Here is a 20,091-nt window from a genome sequence, read left to right on the forward strand (position 1 = left end):
CTCGTCCTGCACACCGGGGGCGAGGCGGCCCGTACCGAGGCGGCGGCGCTCGTCTCCGCCGCGCGCGGCCTGGGCCTTACCGCGTACGCCGCGACGCACACGGCCGAGGGGCGTCGCGCGCTCGCCGGGCTGCTCGGCGCGAAGGAGCCGGCGCTCACCGTCGCCGGTCTGCTCTCGGGTACGCAGGGGCCCGCGCGCGACGAGGAGGGGCGCTTCGCCCTCGATCTGCTCGTCGTGCTCGACGCCCCCCAGCTCGGCGTCGAGGAGGCCGCGCTGCTCGCGGAGTCGGTCCCGGACGGGGCGCGGCTCGTGCTGAGCGGGGACCCCGGTGTGCTCGGTTCGGCGGGCGCGGGACGGGTGTTCGGGGACCTGCTCGCCGCGCGCTTCGCGCCGCACGTCGTCTCGCGCACCCCCGACCCGGGCCCCGTCGGCGAGTTCGTCTCGGGGCTCGGCGTCGGCGAGTTCGAGGTGCCGCGCACGGGCGGGCACGAGGTCGTGGTGGTCCCCGTCCGCGACCCGGGCGAGGCCGTGCACCGCACGGTGCAGCTCGTCACCGACTCCGTCCCGCGCGCTCTCGGCGTCGCCCCCGACGAGACGCAGGTCCTCGTCCCCGGGCACGGCGGCGCGGCCGGTACGCGGGTGCTCAACGCGGCGCTGAAGGAACGGCTCAACCCGGGACCCGGCCGCTTCGGCGGCTTCGACGCGGGCGACCGGATCGTGTGGTCACCGACGCCCGGGCGCACGGCGCTCGGACGGGTGGTCGGCGCGGACCAGGAGGGGCTGCGCCTGGAGTGCGAGGGCGCCCCCGTCCGCGTCGCGCCCGCCGACACGGGGCGTATGGTGCGCCACGCCTGGGCGCTCACCGCGCACCAGGCGGTCGGGCACCGCTGGGCGGCCGTCGTGGTCGTGGTCCCCGGCGACGCCGTCCCGGTCCTGAACCGCGCGTGGTTCTACACGGCGGCGGGACGTGCCGAACGTCACCTCTCCGTCGTCCAGGGCACCGGCGAAGCCCTCGCCCAGGCGGTGGCCACGCGCCCCGCCGCGGAGCGCCGCACCCGCCTCACGACGCTGCTGAGCAGGCCGGCGGAAGGCTGAGGGGGGCGGAGAGGGCTTGGGCGGAGAGGGCTTGAGGGGGCGGAGACGGGCCCTCCGCTCGTCCCCGGAGCGGCCCCCTCAGAACTCGTCGCCCTCGTCCTCGTCGATCTCGTCCTCCGCCTCCCCGCCGTGGCCGCGCAGACCCGGGCGGTGGGCGGGCCGTACGTCGTCCTCGGGGTCGTCGTCGAAGACCGCGCTGACGTCGAAGCGGCAGATGACCGACTGCGGGTCGGCGCCCTCGAAGGGCGCGTCGAGCCACTCACCGGGCTCGGGCGGGTCGTCGGTGGCGGCGACCCACAGCGTGGAGTCGCCCTCCTCCAGCCCGAATTCCCGGTGCCGCGAGGCGATCTCGTCCGGCTCGTACTCGCCGAAGAGGACACCGAGCGCCGCGTGCAGCCCGGCGCCGGGCGACTCGGGGTGCAGGTCGGCGACGCGTTCGGCCTGGCCGAGCAGGAGGTCGGGGCGGGCGACGGTGTAGTCCCTGCGGATCAGCACGCTCAGAGCGCTGGGGTCCTCGGGCCCGGTGTAGGGCGGCAAGGAGTCCTCGGCCCCCGGGATCTCGAAGGGGGTGACCTCGTCGTAGCGCTCGTAGAGCAGTTCGTCGTAGGTCTCCGCGGCGGTGGCCAGCTCGTTGAAAGCCTGGTAGACGGCGGGGTCGTCCTCGCCCGAGCGGTTCTCGACCGCGGCCAGGTGACGGTCGAGCGCGGCCTTCACCGCCTCGGCGGCGGCACGTACCTCGGCAACCGGGGGCTGCTCAGCATCAGACATAGTGCAGACGCTATCCGTACCGGGCCGGTGGACGCACAATAGATACGATGCCGGAATACGAATTTGTCGACGTGTACGTGCCCAGGGGCGTCAGCCGCAAGGACACGACCCGCCTGCTCACGGACCACGCGGAGTACGGACACTGGGAGTTGGACCGCCTCAGGCTGCATCCCGACGGCAGCCGCCGGGTGCGGCTGCGGCGCAGGATCATCCGCCAGCCGCGGGCCACGTGGTGAGAGGGGGCAGCGGCGGCCGCGGCCACGCCTCCCGTTCCTCACCCGGACGGGCGACCCGCTCTCCACGTGTTGCCGGGCCCCGCTCCCCCTGAGCGGGGCCCTTCCGCATGCCGTGCGCGGGGACGTCGGCGCGCGCTCGCGCACGGCCGCGCCTCAGGCGTTCGCGCGGGCCTTGCGGTAGACCACGGCGCCCGCGAGGAGCATCCCGGCCGCGGCGGCACCGAGCGCGCCCGCGGGGACCTCACTGCCGGTCTCGGCGAGCTGCTGGGTGTGCGCCGGGGTCTTGACCGAGACCTGCGAGGTCGGGGGCGTGGTGCGCTCGACCGGGGGCTTCGGCGTCTCCGGGGTCTTCGGGGGCTGCGGCTTCTCGGGCGTGACCGGGTTGCCGGGGTGCTCCGGGTGGCCCGGGTGGCCGGGGTGCTCGGGGTGGCCCGGGTGCTGCGGCGTCGACTCGTTGGCGCAGTCGTTGCCGAAGACCGGGTTGAGCAGGCCGACGACCGAGATGTTGTTGCCGCACGCGTTCACCGGCACGTCCACCGGGACCTGCACCTCGTTGCCGGAGCCGACGCCCGGCGAGTGGGTGGCGTGACCGCCCGCGTGGGCACCGCCGCCGCTCTGGTGGCCGCCGGCGTGGTGACCGCCGCTCTGGTGGCCGCCGCCGTCCTCGTCGCCGTAGCCGCCCGGACGGGACTGGCCCGAGCCGTTCTGGCAGTGGTTGCCGAAGGCGGGGTTGAGCAGGCCGACGACGTCCACCGTGTTGCCGCACACGTTGACCGGCACGTCGACCGGTGCCTGCACGAGGTTGCCCGAGAGGACGCCGGGCGAACCCACGGCCGCGCCCTGGGCGCCGGAGTCGGCGACCGCGTAGCCACCGGTGACGGCGAGTACGCCGGAGGCGGCCGCCACAGTCATCAGGCCCTTGCGCGTGACCTGTCGCATAGCAATTCCCTGTCGTAGTCACAGCTTCGAAGCGCACGGCACCTCGCGCGTGCGCGGTGTGGTGAGAGCCGCGGCCCCGGAGCGCGAGCGCGCTCCGGGGCCGCGAGGACACCCCCGGCCGGGGGTGGCGTCCTGCCTGATCAGGCGTTGACGCAGGTGTTGCCGAAGGCCGGGTTGAGCAGACCGATCACGGAGATCGTGTTGCCGCAGACGTTCACCGGGATGTGCACGGGAACCTGCACGACGTTGCCCGAGAGCACGCCGGGGGAACCGACGGCCGCACCCTGGGCGCCCGCGTCGGCCGAGGCCAGGCCCGCACCGGCGAGCACGAGGCCACCGGTCGCGGCGACCGTGGCGACGATCTTCTTGATCATTTTTCCTCCTAGGTGGACAGCGCGGTCCCAGCCACGGACCGCAACACCTGTAACGAGGAGGGAGTATTCGAGCTACGACCGGATGAGTGCATTCACCCGTACCAGTGGGACTGGTACAGACACTCGATTACCGGCCGGTCGCGGTGAGCAGGCCGCCGCACCGGGCCGGCCCCGCGCGGCCACCGCGCCGAACCGGGGAAAACGCCGCCGACCAGCACGAACGCGCGCCGTGTCCGTACGCGACAGGGAGCGTACGGACACGGCGCGCGCGCCGCTCGCGTGTGGAGGGCGCCCCCACACGTCCTCGCCTCAGGAGGCGTCGATGAAGCGGTCCAGGACGCGGACGCCGAACTGGAGCGCGTCGACGGGGACGCGCTCGTCGACGCCATGGAACATCCCGGCGAAGTCGAGATCGGCGGGCAGCCGCAGGGGCGCGAAGCCGAAGCAGCGGATGCCGAGGTCGTCGAAGGACTTCGCGTCGGTACCGGCCGAGAGCATGTACGGGACGGCCTTGGCGATGGGGTCCTCGGCGCCCAGCGCGGTCTGCATGGCGTCCACGAGCGCACCGTCGAAGCCGGTCTCCAGGGCCTTGTCGGCGTGCACGTCCTCGCGGCGCACGCGTGGGCCGAGGATGCGGTCGAGGTCGGCGAGGAACTCCTCCTCGTAGCCGGGCAGGAAGCGGCCGTCCACGTGCGCGGTGGCCTCGCCGGGGATGACGTTGACCTTGTACCCGGCGCCCAGCTGGGTCGGGTTGGCGGTGTTCTTGAGCGAGGCGCCGATGAGCTTGGCCATGCCGCCGAGCTTGGCGAGGGTCTCGTCCATGTTCTCGGGATCGAGCTCGGTGCCGAGCGCGTCGCCGAGTTCGTCGAGGAAGTGGCGGAGCGTCTTGGTGACGCGGATCGGGAACTCGTACCGGCCGAGACGGCCGACCGCCTCGGACAGCTCCGTGATCGCGTTGTCGCGGTGGATCATCGAGCCGTGCCCGGCGGTCCCGGCCACGGTGAGCTTCATCCAGTGCATGCCCTTCTGGGCCGTCTCGACGAGGTAGAGCCGCAGCTTCTCGTTGACGGTGAAGGAGAAGCCGCCGACCTCGCCGATCGCCTCGGTGACGCCCTCGAAGAGGTCCGCGTGGTGGTCCACGAGGTGCCGCGCGCCCCACGTGCCACCGGCCTCCTCGTCGGCGAGGAAGGCGAGGACGAGGTCGCGCGGGGGCTTGCGGCCGGTGCGTAGCCGGTCGCGGACGACTGCGAGCGTCATCGCGTCCATGTCCTTCATGTCGACGGCGCCGCGCCCCCACACGCAGCCGTCGGCGACCTCGCCGGAGAAGGGGTCGTGGGTCCAGTCCGCGGCGTTGGCGGGGACGACGTCGGTGTGGCCGTGGATGAGGAGACCGGGGCGCGAGCGGTCCTCGCCCTCGACGCGGGCCACGACGGAGGCGCGGCCCGGGTGGGACTCGAAGATCCGCGGTTCGAGGCCGACCTCGGCCAGCTTCTCGGCGACGTACTCGGCCGCCGCGCGCTCGCCGGGGCCCGAGTGGTCCCCGTAGTTGCTGGTGTCGATACGGATCAGGTCCCGGGTGAGGTCGACGACCTCGTCCTGGCCCGATGCCGCCCTTCCGGTGCTCGGCTCGCTCACGCTGCTCTCCTTGGCGGTCGGTCGGCCGGCGCCCTGCTCGGCGCCGCGCTCCCCCCATCCTCGCGCGCCCCCCACCGCGCCCCCAAGACCGCCCTCCCCCGGGACACACGCCGTTCACACGGGCCCGGGACCAGGGGTGATCGGACGCCCCCGGATGTTTGCTATTGTTTTCCACGTCGCCCCGGCCGAACGGCCGAGAGCGAACACCCTGTCCGGGTGGCGGAATGGCAGACGCGCTAGCTTGAGGTGCTAGTGCCCTTTATCGGGCGTGGGGGTTCAAGTCCCCCCTCGGACACACAGTGAGGGCCCTGCTGAAGCAGGGCCCTCAGTCGTTGCGCCAGGTCGGGGCTGGTCTTGGTTCAGAGAGGGGCGAGGAGGTTGTTGCTCTCGACGTACTTCTGCCCGGCAAAGGTGATGAAAACCCGGTGCCCCGTCTGGTGCACGTGCGCCTCACCCTCCAGAACACGGAGGGTGCGCCGAAGGTTGGTCTTCATCGGCCGAGGAACCCAAGCCAGTAGTTCCGGGTAGTCCACGCCCCTGACCCCGCACCAATAGAGCAGCGTGAGCACGTGATCCCTGACGGGGAGACCGGCTTTGAGCACCTTGGGCTGCCCATCGAACTCCTGGATGGCTGGCACCTTGAAGGTGACTAGTTCCTTCACCAGGGCATTGGCTCCCGCCAGGTCCGCACTTCCACTGAGACGCACGAACTCGGCCAGTACCCAGTCCAGGATGGTGACGACCAGGGTGGCGTCCTGGACGTTGGAATCAATCTCCGCCGCCAAGTGGGCGACGCCTCGGTTGTTGCGCACGTCGTAGGCGACCCGCAGCGCTCTCGGGATGAAGTGACGTACAGCTCGATCATGAGTGTGCGGTGATCGCGCCAGCCGATCTTGCAACCTAGAGGTGTTGAGCCCGTCCCCGAGAGCCGTGTGGCGTCCGTCAACGATCTCCTCCAGGAGACGGTAGGCCGCCTCGCAGAAGCGGCCTCCGGCCACGGAGCTCAAGCGATACACACCCGCGTAGTAGGTGGTCTTCGCTTCCCCGTAGGCGGCAATGAGTTCGTCGACGAGGCTCTCCGGGTGGGTCCGCACGAGTACTTCCCGTACGGTCGTCACTCGTCCGTTCCCTTCGGCGTTGTCGGCCTGGCCGAGGAGGCATGGCGCCGGGGCTTGAACCGGTGCTCGGCAAGGGCTTGCTTCACCTGCGCCCGGTCCGGGAGAGCCCGCACGAGCGCCTCTCCCCGCGGGGTGAGCTGCTTGACGCCGTGGGACGCGGCGACGACATAGCCGTTCTGCCGATCGGCGTTGTCCATGTCGCGCGCGGGATTGCCGAATTTCTGTCCGGCCGCCTCGGTGTTGAGTTGCGTGATGTCCCGCACCGTGAAATGCGGATGCTCACGGTGATAGGTGAGGTAGAAACCCAGGCACGCGATACGCTCGACCAGAGAATCTGGCCGCTTCTTCGCCATGAATTCTCGGACGGTCATTTCCTGTCGACTGTTCTCGCTCGTGTGCCGCTCGTCCGAAACGTCCGCGATCCGGAATCCCGAGATCTCGAACTGCGTGGCCAGCAGCATCAGCGCCTGTTCACGGAATGGCTGACTCAGCCCTTCCAGACCCGAGTAACTTTCCTGTACCCACACCAGCATCTTCTGGAATTCCTGACCGACGGCTCCCCCTCCTCGCGGAAGGAGCACGAATCGCTCGGACGCTGTCTGTTCCTCCTGGCCCCCACTGGGCACCGGGTTCAGATCGTGCACTGCGTCACCCCTCACAACAGACGTGACAGCGCCTCTTGACGCGCCGCACTTACTGACCTCACCCTCGCAGACGTAAGTCGCAATTACGTCGCAGAACTCCTTCGCATTGCGACCGAACCGGGAAACACGAGGCGAGGCAGCGTTTCATACGGCCGGTCCCGCACGAGAATCGCTACAAGCGGACTACCTGAACCCTTCGGAGCACCAGTGAATTTCGAACACTCGCTCGTTGATCGCCACCGCAAGACGGGAGCGATGCTCAGGGAACTATTGGAGAACACTCCCCGGTATCAGAGGAAGTGGTACCGCTACGCACAACGGGACCGGCCGCCCGTGAACGCGATGGCGGTGGCACGCATGATGAGCGAGCAGTTGATCCTCTCCGGCACGTTCGACTACGACCAGACACCTCACTCCATCAAGGCTCGCGTGGCACGCGCCCTCGCCGGCACGGTCCTCACGGCCAAAACCCTGGAGGAGTTCATCGAGGCCTTCGAGATGACGTCGGAGGATGCAGCCAGGCTACGATTTACGCTGAGCCCCGCCCCGTCGGTACCGGACGGCATCTCGAACACTCTCCGCCGGAAGATCGAACTGGCGCGTGTCCAGACCCATAGGACCGTCTCACTCGTCGAGCGGTACCGAGTCGACGACGAGGGGCGCGTCACGGAACGACACACGTACCAGACCATTCGCGCAGTACAGGACCCCGTCGAGTGCTACGTCTTCAACCACGAACCGAGCGCTCATCGCATCGAGGTGTTCACTGGCGGAACTCTGGGCACCCGGCACGCCTACGGGGGCGGGCTCTTCGGGACGGAGATCCAGCTGTCCCACCCCTTGAGCAGATACCAAACCGCAGCGCTGGAGTACCGAACCGTCTTCGACCGGATCAGTGCACCTACCGCAGAGGTGCGACGACCCGCGCATGGCCGAGCGGAAAACGTTTCTCTGGCCGTAGCGTTCACCGGCCCTCGCCGACCGGTAACCGCTTGGCTGTGCGTGTGGGACGACCCGCTGACCGAGAACCCCGTACGACAGGAGGCTCTCGCGGTGGCTGGGCCCCGTATCGACTGCTTCCTGCCCTACATCGAGGAAACCGTGGTCGGCCTGCGCTGGCAGTACACGGACGAGGGTACGTGAGGCCCACACGAGCGCCGCAGGCTTCATATGCGCGGTGGCTCCAGCGCGATCACCCAGCAAAAACCGCAGGTCAGCGTGGTTGTGGCCATATCGTGGGACCTGGGCTGTCTAGATGCATCGCGCATTGATATAAAGATTATGTGACTGAGCACCGCGTTGTTTCGCGTGGGCCGGTCATCCGGACGCTTATGTGTGCGCGGCCCCTGCCCGGCCGCGCGAGCGCACCTCGGCTCCTGCCACGACCTACGGGCCCCACCCAGGCCCCGTGCCATGACAGCCGTCCGATCTGTTTCTCCAGGCGTTGCCGGATGTCGCCGTCCGCGCGTGTCCAAGAGTCGTCGTCGACCAAGACGGCACCCGTCCCCCGAACGGGCCATGCGCCGCTGTCTTCGGCGACGTCGCACGCCTGTAGGGCCTCACTTCCATAACGTAACCACTGCCGTCCCCGAGACGGCTCCATCACCGAGCCACGGATGCCCCGCGGCCCTCTTCGTGCTGCCCGGCCACCGGTCGCGTGTGCGGCCGAGGGGGCGGCGCGTGCGCGTGCGCGGTTCGGTGTGCCGCCCATGGCCAGGGAGAAGCACGACCCCATGCACCTTCTTGTCAAAGGGATTCAGCACCAGCTCACCGGTGAAGTCCTCGTCCCCAACTCCAAGTACCACGCGCACCGCGCGCTGATCCTCGCCTCGCTGGCCGAGGGCGTCAGCCGCGTGCACGGGCTCTCCGACGCCCGGCACGTCCAGTACACCGTGCAGTTGCTGCGCGGCCTGGGGGTCAAGATCACCACCGAGGGCGACACCTTTGTGGTGCACGGTCTCGGCGGGCGCTACCGCCCGCGCCGCGCCGCTGTTTCCGCCGGTTCCTCCGGCACCACCCTCTACTTCATGATCGGCCTGGCCTCGCTCTCGGACCGCGATGTCGCGGTGACCGGGCAGAAGTACTTCCGCCGCCGACCCGTGGGCCCGCTGCTCGCCGCGCTGCGGCAGATGGGCGTCGGGGTCGAGTCGGCCGACGACTGCCCGCCCGTGCAGGTCTCCGCGCGCCGGCCGAGCGGCGGACACGTCCGCATCGCGGGGACGCTCTCGCAGTGGATCTCCGGGCTCATCCTGCTCGCGCCGTTCGCGACCGGGCACACGACGATCGAGGTCGAGGGCGAGCTGAACGAGCGCTCGTACCTGGAGCTGACCGTCGCGATGATGCGTCAGTTCGGCCTCCAGGTCACGGTCTCCGAGGACTGGCGGCGCTTCGACGTCGAGCCGGGGCAGTCGGCCGTCGCGACGGAGCTGACGCTGCCGCCGGACATCGGCTCCGCCGCCTTCGGGATCGCCGCCGCCGCGCTGCACCCCTCGGACGTCCTGCTCAAGGGCATGAGCCGCCTGGAGGGCGGTCCCGCCGACCACCCCGAGTTCCATTTCCTCGACATCGCCCGGGCGATGGGGGTACCGATGGAGCTGGACGAGGCGGCCGGCGGGGTGCGCATCCGGCAGGAGGCACCGATGCTCAAGGGGGTCGAGGTGGACTGCCGGGACGTGCCCGACATGCTGCCGATCCTCTCCACGCTCGGCTCCTTCGCCTACGGCGAGTCCGTCTTCCACAACATCGCGCACACGCGGCTCAAGGAGTCCGACCGCGCCGCCGCGATGCTCCAGCTCAACGCGATGGGCGGTGACCTGGAGCTGGACGGGGACGCGCTGCGGGTGCGCGGCGTCGAGGGGCTGGTGGGCGCGAAGCTCTCCTCGTTCAACGACCACCGGGTGCTGATGTCGCTCGCCGTCGCGTCCTCGCGGGCGCGCGGCCACTCGACGCTGACGTACCCGAACGCGTACCGGATCTCGTACCCCACCTTCCTCGACGCGATGAACACGCTCGGCGTGCCGATGAGCGTCGAGGACGGGCCCGCTCCCTCGGGGCGGCCCCGGCAGCGGCGGCTGGAGAAGGAGGTCACGAAGCCGGATCTCGCGGCGCGCGTGACGCTCCCCGAGTGGCTGCGGCGGCGCGCGGCGAGCCGTCCGCACGATGTCGCGGTGGTCGACGTACGGGCCGACAGCGACGAGACCGTGACCTGGCACGAGCTGCACGAGCGGGTCGAGCGGGCGGCGTCGCTGCTGCTCGGGCTCGGGGTGCGGCCCGGGGACAACGTGGCGTACCAGTTGCCGAACCGCGTCGAGTTCGTCGTGCTCTCGCTCGCCGCGCTGCGGATCGGCGCGGTGTGCTGCCCGGTCATCCCGTTCTTCAGGGAGCGGGAACTCGGCTTCGTGCTGCGCCGCTCCCGGGCGAAGGTGCTCGTCGTCGCCGACCGGTACCGCGGCCGGAAGCCGGCCGAGGAGGTGCTGGGGCTCTCCGCCGAGGAGCGCGGGGAGCTGTCGCAGCTCGTCGTGCTCGCGGAGGACGGCGGGAGCGCGGCGCTGCCCGCGGCGGACGGCTCGGGTGTCACGGTGCGGGACTGGGAGAAGGCGCTCGCGGGCACCGAGGTGGACCGGGCCGCGCTCGACGCGTACGTCCCCTCGCCCGAGGCGACCGCGCAGCTCCTGTTCACCTCGGGCACCACCGGGGAGCCGAAGGGCGTCACGCAGCCCTCGCAGAACCTCGTGCGCGCGGTCTCGATGGAGATCAGGCACCTCGGGCTGCACGCGGGGGACGCGATCTGGGTGCCCTCGCCGCTCGCGCACCAGACGGGGTTCCTGTACGGGATGACGCTGGCGCTCGTCCTCGGGGTCCCGCAGATCACGCAGGCCGAGTGGGACGCGAAGCGCGCGCTCGCCTCGCTCAACACGCACGGGGCGAGCTTCGTGCAGGCCGCGACGCCGTTCCTGACCGACCTCGTGAAGGCGGTCGAGGACGGCGGGGACATGCCGCGCAAGCTGCGGATCTTCGTCGCGACCGGGGCGCAGGTGCCGCGGGGGCTCGCCGAGCGGGCCGGGCGGGTGCTCGGCGCGGACGTGTGCGGGGCCTTCGGGACGACCGAGACGTGCCTCGGGGCGCTGTCGGCGCCCGGGGACGAGCCGGCCCAGCGCTGGGGCTCGGACGGGCGGCCGCTGGACGGGATCGAGCTGCGGATCACGGACGACCAGGGGCACGTGCTCCCCGCCGGGGTCGAGGGCAACTTCGAGCTGCGCTCCCCCACCGTGTTCGACGGCTACCTGGACCGGCCCGACCTGACCGCCGAGGTGTTCACGGAGGACGGCTGGTACCGCACGGGCGACCTCGCGACGCTCGACGCCTCCGGGTACCTGCGGATCACCGGGCGCGTCAAGGACGTCATTAACCGGGGCGGCGAGAAGATTCCCGTCGCCGAGATCGAGCAGTTGCTCTTCGCGCACCCGGCCGTCGAGGACGTCGCCGTCGTCGCGATGCCCGACGCGCGGCTCGGTGAGCGCGCCTGCGCCTTCGTGGTGTGCAAGGAGGGCGAGCGGCTCGGCTTCGGCGAGATGCGCGCGTACCTGGACGAGCACCAGGTGGCCAAGCAGTACTGGCCCGAACGGCTCGAACCGCTCGACGTGCTGCCGCGCAACCCGATCGGCAAGGTGCAGAAGTTCGCACTGCGCGAGAGAGCGAGGGAACTGAGGCCGCAGGAGGGCTGAGTCCCCGGGGCCGGAGGGCGGTGCGCCGCCCTCCGGCCCCTCCGGGCGTGAGGGCCCGGTACGGCGGGGAGGCCGCGCGGTGTCCCCGGCGACGCAGAGCTGGACCGTACGAGATGAATGAAGAGGCAGCACATGAGTGACGAGCAGTCCTTCGAGCGGCTCCGCGCCCAGGTCGAGGAGTGGGTGGAGGGACCCGGCGAGCGCTGGGCGGAGCGCATCGAGGAGACCGGGGAGGTCCCCGAGGCGCTGTGGGCCGAGCTGAACGAGCTGGGCTTCCTGCGGATGGCGGCGCCCGTCGCGTACGGGGGGCACGGGCTGCCGTTCTCGCGCTGGATGGAGCTGATGGAGGTCTTCTCCCGCTCGCACGGCTCGGTCCGCATGATCGTGCACGTCGTCAACGGCATCTGGCGGGCGATGGACGGGCACGCCACCGAGGAGCAGCGCAAGCGCTTCGTCCTCCCCTCGATCACCGGCGAGATCAAGATCGCCTTCACGCTCACCGAGCCGGGCAACGGCACGGGCGCGGACATCACGACGTCCGTGGTGCGCGAGGGCGACACGTACTACCTCTCGGGCGAGAAGCACCTCATCACCTTCGGCGTGCGCTGCGACTACTACCTGCTCGCGGCGCGGATCGAGGGCAGCACGGGCCACGAGGGCACCGTCGCGCTGCTCGTGCCCCGCGACGCGCCGGGTGTGCGCGTCGAGGACACCTCGAACACGATGGGCGTCACGGGTACGGACCACGCCTCGCTCGCCTTCGACCGCACCCCCGTCCCCGTCGACCACCGGCTCGGCGCGGAGGGCGAGGGGCTCGACGTCTTCCTCGGCGGCTTCCTGACGCCCTCGCGGATCTCGGTCGCGATGAGCTGCGTCGGCCTCGCCGAGCGGGCCCAGCAGCTCGCGGTCGAGTACGCCCGGGGCCGGGTCACGTTCGGCAAGGCGCTGACGCAGCGCCAGGCGATCCAGTTCATGCTCGCCGAGAACGCCGCCGACATCGAGGCCGCCAAGCAGCTCGTGCTGCACGCCGCGCGCCGCTTCGAGCAGGGCGCCGAGGACGCGTCCATGCAGTCGTCGATGGCGAAGATGCACGCCGTGACGATGCTGACGAACGTCACCGACAAGGCCCTCCAGATCCACGGCGGGCTCGGTTACTGGAAGAGCCAGAAGATCGAGCGCGTGTACCGGGACGCCCGCGCGCAGCGTTTCGAGGAGGGCACCAACGAGGTGCAGAAGGCCGTCGTCTTCCGCGAGGTGCTGCGCCGCACGCCGGCGACCGCCCCCGAGGCCGGGCGCTGAGCCGCGCCCGGCCCTTGCCCGTACCCGTCCGAACCACGAAGGAACACAGCTCCCATGAGCACTGAGCAGGACCGCACCGCACAGGGCCGCGTCTCGCTGATCACCGGCGCCTCGCGCGGGATCGGGCGCGCGCTCGCGCTGACGCTCGCGCGCGAGGGCGGCACCGTCGTCGTCAACTACAAGAAGAACCAGGACCTCGCCGAGAAGACCGTCGCCGACGTCGAGGAGGCGGGCGGTCAGGGCTTCGCGGTCCAGGCGGACGTCGAGACGACCGAGGGCGTCAAGACGCTCTTCGACGAGGTCGCGCGGCGCTGCGGGCGGCTCGACCACTTCGTGTCGAACGCCGCGGCGAGCGCGTTCAAGAACATCGTGGACCTCGGTCCGCACCACCTCGACCGCTCCTACGCGATGAACCTGCGGCCCTTCGTGCTCGGGGCGCAGGAGGCGGTGAAGCTCATGGACAACGGCGGCCGCATCGTGGCGCTCTCGTCGTACGGGTCGATCCGCGCCTACCCGACGTACGCGACGCTCGGCGCGATGAAGGCCGCGATCGAGGCGTGGGTGCGGTACATGGCGGTCGAGTTCGCGCCGTACGGGATCAACGTGAACGCCGTGAACGGCGGGCTCATCGACTCGGACTCGCTGGAGTACTTCTACAACGTCAAGGGCATGCCGGACATGCAGGGCGTCCTCGACCGCATCCCGGCCCACCGGCCGGGGACCGTGCAGGAGATGGCGGACACCATCCACTTCCTGCTCGGCGAGGGCTCGGGCTACATGACCGGGCAGACGCTCGTCGTGGACGGCGGCCTGAGCGTCGTCGCGCCCCCGTTCTTCGCGGACGCCGGGCCCGAGTTGCAGCTTCCGCCGCGGCCGACGCGCGAGAGCTGACCTTTCGCGCCCGGCGGGCGGGGTGCCCCCGTCCCGCGCGGCGGCCCGGTCCGTGCAGACAATACGGGCCTTTCGGGATCGGCCGCCCCGCCCGCCGGGCATTCATCACCCAGACCCCGGGGAGCTGTGCCCCGGGGCCGGAAGCGAGGAGAGGGATCTTGTTCGACCACGTCTTCCGCCCCGGCACGCTCGGCCGTCTGCGCCTGCCGCACCGGGTCGTCATGGGCGCGATGCACCTGAACCTGGAGGCGCTCGGCGACGAGGGCGCCGCGCTCGCCGCGTTCTACGCGGAACGCGCGCGCGGCGGCGCGGGACTGCTCGTCACGGGCGGCACCGCGGTGAGCCCCGAGGGCGCGGGCGGTCCCGGGTACGGGATCGCCGGGGAGCCCGCGCACGAGGAGGCGCTGCGCCGTACCGCCGAGGCGGTGCACGCGGCGGGCGGACTCCTCGCGCTCCAGCTCTTCCATGCCGGGCGGTACGCGCTGCCCGGCGCGCCCGGCACGGACGGCGGGCCCGGCTGGGCGCCCTCGCCCGTCGCGAGCCGCTTCACGCGGACGACGCCGCGCGAGCTGAGCGACGCCCAAGTGCGGGCGACCGTCGAGGACTTCGCGCGGGCCGCGCGGCGGGCCGTGGAACTCGGCTTCGACGCGGTCGAGGTGATGGGTTCCGAGGGATATCTGATCAACCAGTTCACGGCGCCGCTCACGAACACGCGCGACGACGCGTGGGGCGGGGACGCGGAGCGCAGGCGCCGCTTCCCCGTCGCGGTCGCGACGGCGGTGCGCGAGGCGGTCGGCGCGGGCTTCCCCGTGCTGTTCCGCATGTCGGGCGCCGATCTGGTGGAGGGCGGTACGCCGCGCGAGGACGTCGGCGCGCTCGCCGTGGCGCTCGCGGGGGCGGGCGTGGACGCGCTCGCGGTCGGGATCGGGTGGCACGAGTCGCCCGTGCCGACGGTGCAGGCGCAGGTCCCCGCGGGGACGTGGGCGGCGTACGCGAAGGACGTGAAGCGGGCGCTGCGCGCGGGCGGGCACGGCACGCTGCCCGTCATCGCCTCGAACCGCTACTCGCGGCTCGCGCAGGTGGACGAGGTGCTCGCCGCCGGGGACGTGGACTTCGTCGCGCTCGCGCGGCCCTTCCTCGCCGACCCGGAAATCGTCGCGAAGTCGCGCGCGGGGCGCCCGGACACCGTGGACGTGTGCCTCGCGTGCAACGAGGCGTGCATCGACCGGTCCTTCGGCACCGAGCGCGTGTCGTGCCTGGTCAATCCGCGCTCCGGGTACGAGGCCGAGTTCCCGCTGACGGTACGCGAGCGGCGCGGCCGGTACGCGGTGGTCGGCGCGGGTCCGGCGGGCCTGGAGGCGGCGCGGACGCTCGCGCGGCTCGGGCAGGACGTCGAGGTCCTGGAGGCGGAGAGCGAGCCCGGCGGGCAGTTCCGCTGGGCGGCGCGCGTGCCGGGCAAGGAGGACTTCGGCGAGACGGTCCGTCACCACGTGCGCGAACTGGCCGAACTGGGGGTGCCGCTGCGGCTCGGGCACCGCGTGGGGCACCGCGACCTCACGTATCTGCGCGGGCTCGACGGAGTCGTGCTCGCGACCGGGGTCCTCGCGCACCGCCCGGACCTGCCGGGGCTCGCGCTGCCGCACGTCCTCGACTACCAGCAGGCGTTCGCCGACCCCGAGGCTCTTGGGCCGCGGATCGCGATCATTGGCGGCGGCGGGGTCGGCGTGGACCTCGCGCACCTGCTCACGGCGGACCCGCAGCTCAAGCGGACCCCCGAGGCGTTCCTCGCCCGGCACGCGCTGACGGCTCCGGCACGGGACGCGGCGCTGGCGCCCCGCACCCCCGCGGCGCTCCCCCGGCAGGTCACCGTCGTGCGGCGCGGGCGACGGATGGGCGCGGGCATCGGTCCCTCGACGCGGTGGGTCGTGCTCGACGAGCTGCGCGCGGCCGGGGTGCGGCTCCTGACGGAGCGGGGCGTCGAGGAGATCACCCGGGACGGCGTGGTGGTGCGGGACTCCGGGGGCGGTACGGAGCTGATCGCCGCCGACCATGTCGTGCTCGCCACGGGGCAGGAGCCCGAGCGGGACGTGGCGGCGACGCTGCGGCGCGCGGGGGTGCCCTTCGAGATGGCCGGCGGTGCCGCGGGCACGGGGGCGCTCAACGCGGTGCGCGCGACGGCCGAGGGGCTGCGCGCCGCGCACCGGCTGCTCGACGGGTACCGCCCGCTCGACGGGCACCGCCCGCTCGACGAACACCGGCCTCTTGACGGGCGGTAGGGGGAGTCACCGGTCGCGCGTGGCGGGGCCGGGGCGCAGGTTTTTCGCTGGTTTTTTCTAGGAGGAGTACGTGCAGAGCAATCGACAAGTCGTGGTGACGGGCTTCGGAGCCCTCACCCCGGTCGGCAACGACCGGGAGAGCACGTGGCAGGCGCTCCTCGCGGGGAAGTCGGGCATCGCGCCCATCACCGCCTTCGACCCGGCCGGGCTGCCGACGACGATCGCGGGCGAGGTGAAGGGCTTCGACCCCGCCGCGCTGCTCGACCGCAAGCGCGAGCGCCGCTCGGCGCGGTTCTCGCAGCTCGCGATCGCCGCCGCGCGCGAGGCCGTCGCCGACGCCTCGCTGACGGTGGGCGGTGACGGGGTCGACGCGGGCCGCGTCGGCGTCGTACTGAACAACGCGGTCGCCGGGATGGACGGCATCGAGCGCGCGGTGGACCAGATGCACGCCGACCCGCGCACGATCTCCCCGTACTTCGTCTCGTCCGTGATCCCGAACATGCCGGCCTGCGAGGTCGCGATCGACCTCGGCGTGCGCGGGCCTGTCACGGCGAGCGCGCTCGCCTGCGCGAGCGGCGTCTACGCGCTCCTGGAGGCGCGGCGGCTGATTCTCTCCGGTGAGGCCGACGTGGTGCTCGCGGGCGGGACGGACTCGGCGATCACGCGGGTCATGTTCCAGGGCCTGTCGAACATGGGCGCGCTCTCGAAGCGCAACGACGAGCCCGAGCGGGCCTCGCGGCCCTTCGACGCGGACCGGGACGGTTTCGTCTTCGGCGAGGGCGCCGTCGTGTGCGTCCTGGAGTCGGCCGAGCACGCCGCGGCGCGCGGGGCGCGCCCGTACGCGGAGGTCGCGGGCGGGGCGCTCACCTCGGACGCCTTCCACGTGAGCGCGCCGGACCCGAGCGGGGCCGGAGCCGTCTCCGCGATGCGGCAGGCGCTGGAGCGCACGGGGACGGCGCCGAGCGACGTGGACTACATCTGCGCGCACGGCACGAGCACCCGCATCAACGACCTCACCGAGTCCAAGGCGATCCGCGAGGTGTACGGCAACAGCGCCTACGACCTCCTCGTCAGCTCCCCGAAGTCGATGGTGGGCCACCTCATCGGCGCGGCCGGGGCGCTCTCGGCGATGGTCGCCGCGCTCGCCCTCAGGGACGGTGTCGTGCCGCCCACCATCAACCTCGACCAGCCGGGCGAGGAGTGCGACCTGGACTACGTCCCGCACACCGCCCGCAAGGCAGACGTCCGCGCCGCGGCCGTCAACGCCTTCGGCTTCGGCGGCCAGAACTGCGTCGCCGTGCTGAGAGCAGTCTGAGCACCGCCGTGCCCGCGCTCCTCAGCCCGCACACGGCCCTTTCCGCGATACGCGAGATACGCGAGACACAGATATGAACACCACCCCCGCCTACGACCCGGCCGGTTTCCGGGACGTCTTCGAGCAGCGCTTCACCTACTGGGCCGGTTTCGCGCGCAACACGCACCGCTACGCCCGTTCCACCGCGATGTCCGACCCCGCCACGGGGCGCACCTGGACGTACGCGGAACTGGGCGAGGAGGTCGAGCGGCTCGCCGCCGGTCTCGCCGCCCACGGGGTCGGCCCCGGGGACCTCGTGGCCTACCAGCTCTTCAACGGGCCCGAGTTCGCCCTGCTCTGGCTCGCCACGCAGCGCCTGGGGGCGGTGGGCTCGCCGGTGAACTTCCGGCTCGCCCCGGGCGAGACGGCGCACATCCTGGACACCGGGCGCCCGGCCGTCTTCGTCTACGACACCTCCGTCGCCGAGTCGGCCGGGCAGGCCCTGGAGCGGGCCGGGCACGCGCCGAAGCTCGTCGTGCACGTCCCCTCCGGGCAGGACGGGGACCATCCGCTGCCCGGCTCGGTGCCCTTCGTGCAGCTCGCCGAGCGGGGCGCGGGACAGGTCCTGCCGGCCGCGCCCGAGGCGGGCATCTACGCGGAGACGACGCGCCTGTACACCTCGGGCACGACGGGCCTGCCCAAGGGCGTGCCGCTCAACAACGCGGTCGAGGTGCTCTCCGCGCACGACGTGATCATGCACTTCCCGCTCTCGCCCGAGGACCGCACCCTCAACATGTCCCCGTGGTTCCACCGCGGCGGTCTCTACTCGGGCGGCCCCAACCCGGTCTTCTACGTGGGCGGCGAGGTCGTGCCGCTGCGGCACTTCGACGCGGACACCGTGCTCGACCTCGTCGAGAAGCAGGGCATCACCTTCCTCATCGGCGCGCCGACGAACCTGGAGCGGCTCGCGGAGGCGCAGGAGCGCCGCCCGCGCGACCTGTCCACGCTGCGCGGCATCGTGACGATGGGCGCGCCGCTGGACCGCGCCGCGTGCCTGCGGTACCAGGAGGTCCTGACGCCGCGGATCTTCAACGGGTACGGGACGACCGAGGCCTTCTGGAACACCTTCCTGCGCCCCGCCGACCTGCCCGCCCACGCGGGCAGCGCGGGCCGCGCCTGCACGGACGACGACGTCGCCGTCGTGAAGGTCTACGAGGACCGGCGCGCCGAGCCCGACGACCTCGTGGCGAAGGACGGCAGCGAGATCGGCGAGGTCATCGTGCGCTCGCCGAAGTCCGGCTACGGCTACGTCGGGCGCCCCGAGGAGCAGGCCGAGAACTTCCGGCAGGGCTGGCTGTACATCGGCGACCTCGCGACGTGGGACGAGGAGGAGTACGTGACGATCGTGGGACGCCGCGACGACATGATCCTCTCGGGCGGCGAGAACGTGCACCCGGTACAGGTCGAGGAGGTGCTCAACGAGCACCCGGGCGTCGCGGACGCGGCGGTGGTCGGGGCGCCGGACCCGGAGTGGGGGCAGCTCGTGACCGCCTACGTCGTGCGCAAGGACCCGGCGGTGACGGTGGCGGACCTGGAGAAGCACTGTCGCGCGCACGCGATGCTGGCGGCCTACAAGAGGCCGAGGGCTTATCGGTTCGTCGACGCGCTGCCGGTGACGTCGACCGGGAAGAAGATCCACTACCAGTTGCGGGAGACCGTTGCCGCGGATCTCGCGGCGGGGTTGCTGGAGCGGGTGAAGCGGGCGGGGTAGTGCTCGCTTTCTGCCGGGGCGGGCCTCACGGGGCTCCGCCCCGGACCCCGCTCCTCAAACTCCCCCAGCTTTCGGCCGGGAGGTACCCCCAGAGGGCTGGATCTTGGGGTCTCTGCGGAGGGGCTTGACATCATGTTTTCGCGTGCGTCACCGCCCCCTGGGCCAGGGGCGAGCGGGCCAGTTCCGCCACTCCCGCCGCGATCATCGCCGCTCCCGCCAGTTCCGGGACCAGCCACCAGCCCGTGCGGAGGTGTTCGCCGAAGAGGACGACGCCGTAGACGATGCTGATCAGCGCGTCCCCGAGGGTCAGCATCGGCTGGGAGGCGGCGAGGGAGCCCGCCTGGAGGGCGTTCTGGAGGAGGAAGAGGGCGCCGACGCCCGCAAGGGCTGTTCCGTACAACTGCCAGCTGGAGAAGAGCGCCGCGAGTCCTCCGCCGTTCTCCAGGCGGGCCAGCGCGTCCTTCATGAGCGCCGCCGTGAGCGCGTATCCGCACGCGGCGGCGAGGCCGAGGAGGGCGGCACGGGGGTTGCCCCTGGTGCTGAGCGCGAGGCCGAGGACGAGCGCCTCGAACAGGCCCGTCACGACGAGGACCGGCAGCCAGGTCAGCGCGTGCGCGCGTTCCGTGCCGCCGCCCGGGGCCGCGCTCGCCATGCCGAGCGCGAGGCCCAGTGTCACGGCGACGACGCCCGTCCAGATGCGCGCGCCGAGCCGGACCTTGAAGAGGTGGCCCGCGAGGAGCAGCGTCGCGGGCAGTTCGATCACGAAGATCGGCTGCACGACCGCGATCGCCCCCGTCGCCAGCGCCACCGCCTGGCACGCCGCCGCCACGAGCACCATGGCGATCCCCGCGAGCCACACCCGCTGCCGCAGGAGTTTCCCGATGAGCGAGACGTGCAGCACGTCGCTGTCGGGGACGGTCGCGGCGGCTCGCCGCTGGAGCACGGAGGCGGTGCCGTTGCTGATGGCCGTCAGCACGGCGAAAAGGACGCTGATCACACGGACCATCATGCGCTGTGCGGGCGAGCG

General features: G+C 71.9%; 16 protein-coding genes and 1 tRNA gene. 10 read left to right on the plus strand and 7 right to left on the minus strand.

All coding sequences use genetic code 11. The features are described from left to right. A partial coding sequence (locus G3I42_RS00385; RefSeq protein WP_239096174.1) for an AAA family ATPase occupies positions 1-1,095 on the plus strand: 1,095 nt, incomplete at its 5' end. Between the two features lie 78 nt (positions 1,096-1,173). Here G3I42_RS00385 and G3I42_RS00390 read toward each other — a convergent pair. Further along, positions 1,174-1,863 (minus strand): hypothetical protein, encoded by a 690-nt coding sequence (locus tag G3I42_RS00390; protein ID WP_164281855.1) that lies wholly within the window; start codon positions 1,861-1,863, stop codon positions 1,174-1,176. 47 nt (positions 1,864-1,910) lie between these two features. Between G3I42_RS00390 and G3I42_RS00395 the strand changes: the two genes are divergently transcribed. Next, positions 1,911-2,099: a DUF5703 family protein gene (locus tag G3I42_RS00395; RefSeq protein WP_009063724.1), complete on the plus strand. Its 189-nt coding sequence runs from the start codon at positions 1,911-1,913 to the stop codon at positions 2,097-2,099. Positions 2,100-2,252: 153 nt separating this feature from the next. Here the strand turns inward: G3I42_RS00395 and G3I42_RS00400 are convergent, their stop codons facing one another. From G3I42_RS00400 to G3I42_RS00410, 3 genes are all read right to left on the minus strand, one after another. Continuing rightward, a complete protein-coding gene (locus tag G3I42_RS00400) occupies positions 2,253-3,038 on the minus strand; it encodes a chaplin (RefSeq protein WP_164281856.1) in 786 nt (261 codons plus the stop codon). A gap of 140 nt (positions 3,039-3,178) precedes the next feature. Further along, positions 3,179-3,412 (minus strand): chaplin ChpH, encoded by a 234-nt coding sequence (chpH, locus tag G3I42_RS00405; RefSeq protein ID WP_164281857.1) that lies wholly within the window; start codon positions 3,410-3,412, stop codon positions 3,179-3,181. Positions 3,413-3,721: 309 nt separating this feature from the next. After that, the gene (locus tag G3I42_RS00410; RefSeq protein WP_164281858.1) at positions 3,722-5,047 is read right to left on the minus strand and encodes a M20/M25/M40 family metallo-hydrolase; all 1,326 of its coding nucleotides are present in this window, start codon (positions 5,045-5,047) and stop codon (positions 3,722-3,724) included. Between the two features lie 210 nt (positions 5,048-5,257). Between G3I42_RS00410 and G3I42_RS00415 the strand changes: the two genes are divergently transcribed. After that, positions 5,258-5,342: transfer RNA gene (locus G3I42_RS00415), tRNA-Leu, on the plus strand. A 64-nt stretch (positions 5,343-5,406) separates the two neighbouring features. Here G3I42_RS00415 and G3I42_RS00420 read toward each other — a convergent pair. Next, positions 5,407-6,165, minus strand: coding sequence for a hypothetical protein (locus G3I42_RS00420; RefSeq protein WP_164281859.1), 759 nt, complete (start codon positions 6,163-6,165; stop codon positions 5,407-5,409). Beyond that, entirely contained in the window at positions 6,162-6,809 is a 648-nt protein-coding gene (locus tag G3I42_RS00425) for a hypothetical protein (RefSeq protein ID WP_164281860.1), read from the minus strand. The genes G3I42_RS00420 and G3I42_RS00425 overlap by 4 nt, the downstream gene beginning before the upstream one ends. A 207-nt stretch (positions 6,810-7,016) precedes the next feature. Here G3I42_RS00425 and G3I42_RS00430 point away from each other — a divergent pair, with 207 nt between their 5' ends. From G3I42_RS00430 to G3I42_RS00460, 7 genes are all read left to right on the plus strand, one after another. Continuing rightward, positions 7,017-7,952 (plus strand): hypothetical protein, encoded by a 936-nt coding sequence (locus G3I42_RS00430; RefSeq protein WP_164281861.1) that lies wholly within the window; start codon positions 7,017-7,019, stop codon positions 7,950-7,952. Between the two features lie 590 nt (positions 7,953-8,542). Beyond that, the gene (gene aroA / locus G3I42_RS00435) at positions 8,543-11,533 is read left to right on the plus strand and encodes a 3-phosphoshikimate 1-carboxyvinyltransferase (RefSeq protein ID WP_164281862.1); all 2,991 of its coding nucleotides are present in this window, start codon (positions 8,543-8,545) and stop codon (positions 11,531-11,533) included. A 132-nt stretch (positions 11,534-11,665) separates the two neighbouring features. Then, positions 11,666-12,832 carry an acyl-CoA dehydrogenase family protein gene (locus tag G3I42_RS00440; RefSeq protein WP_164281863.1) on the plus strand — a complete coding sequence of 389 codons (1,167 nt, stop codon included), beginning with the start codon at positions 11,666-11,668 and terminating at the stop codon, positions 12,830-12,832. 54 nt (positions 12,833-12,886) lie between these two features. Continuing rightward, entirely contained in the window at positions 12,887-13,723 is an 837-nt protein-coding gene (locus tag G3I42_RS00445; RefSeq protein WP_164281864.1) for an SDR family oxidoreductase, read from the plus strand. Between the two features lie 158 nt (positions 13,724-13,881). After that, positions 13,882-15,999, plus strand: a complete 2,118-nt coding sequence (locus G3I42_RS00450; protein ID WP_164281865.1) for an FAD-dependent oxidoreductase — start codon at positions 13,882-13,884, stop codon at positions 15,997-15,999. Positions 16,000-16,069: 70 nt separating this feature from the next. After that, positions 16,070-17,314, plus strand: a complete 1,245-nt coding sequence (gene fabF / locus G3I42_RS00455) for a beta-ketoacyl-ACP synthase II (RefSeq protein WP_343244409.1) — start codon at positions 16,070-16,072, stop codon at positions 17,312-17,314. Positions 17,315-17,387: 73 nt separating this feature from the next. Next, the gene (locus tag G3I42_RS00460) at positions 17,388-19,064 is read left to right on the plus strand and encodes an AMP-binding protein (RefSeq protein WP_164281866.1); all 1,677 of its coding nucleotides are present in this window, start codon (positions 17,388-17,390) and stop codon (positions 19,062-19,064) included. A 130-nt stretch (positions 19,065-19,194) separates the two neighbouring features. Here G3I42_RS00460 and G3I42_RS00465 read toward each other — a convergent pair whose 3' ends face one another. Then, positions 19,195-20,073: a DMT family transporter gene (locus tag G3I42_RS00465; RefSeq protein ID WP_164281867.1), complete on the minus strand. Its 879-nt coding sequence runs from the start codon at positions 20,071-20,073 to the stop codon at positions 19,195-19,197. Positions 20,074-20,091 lie beyond the last annotated feature (18 nt).

The sequence above is a fragment of the Streptomyces sp. SID11385 genome, assembly GCF_010548245.1.
Lineage (GTDB): Bacteria > Actinomycetota > Actinomycetes > Streptomycetales > Streptomycetaceae > Streptomyces.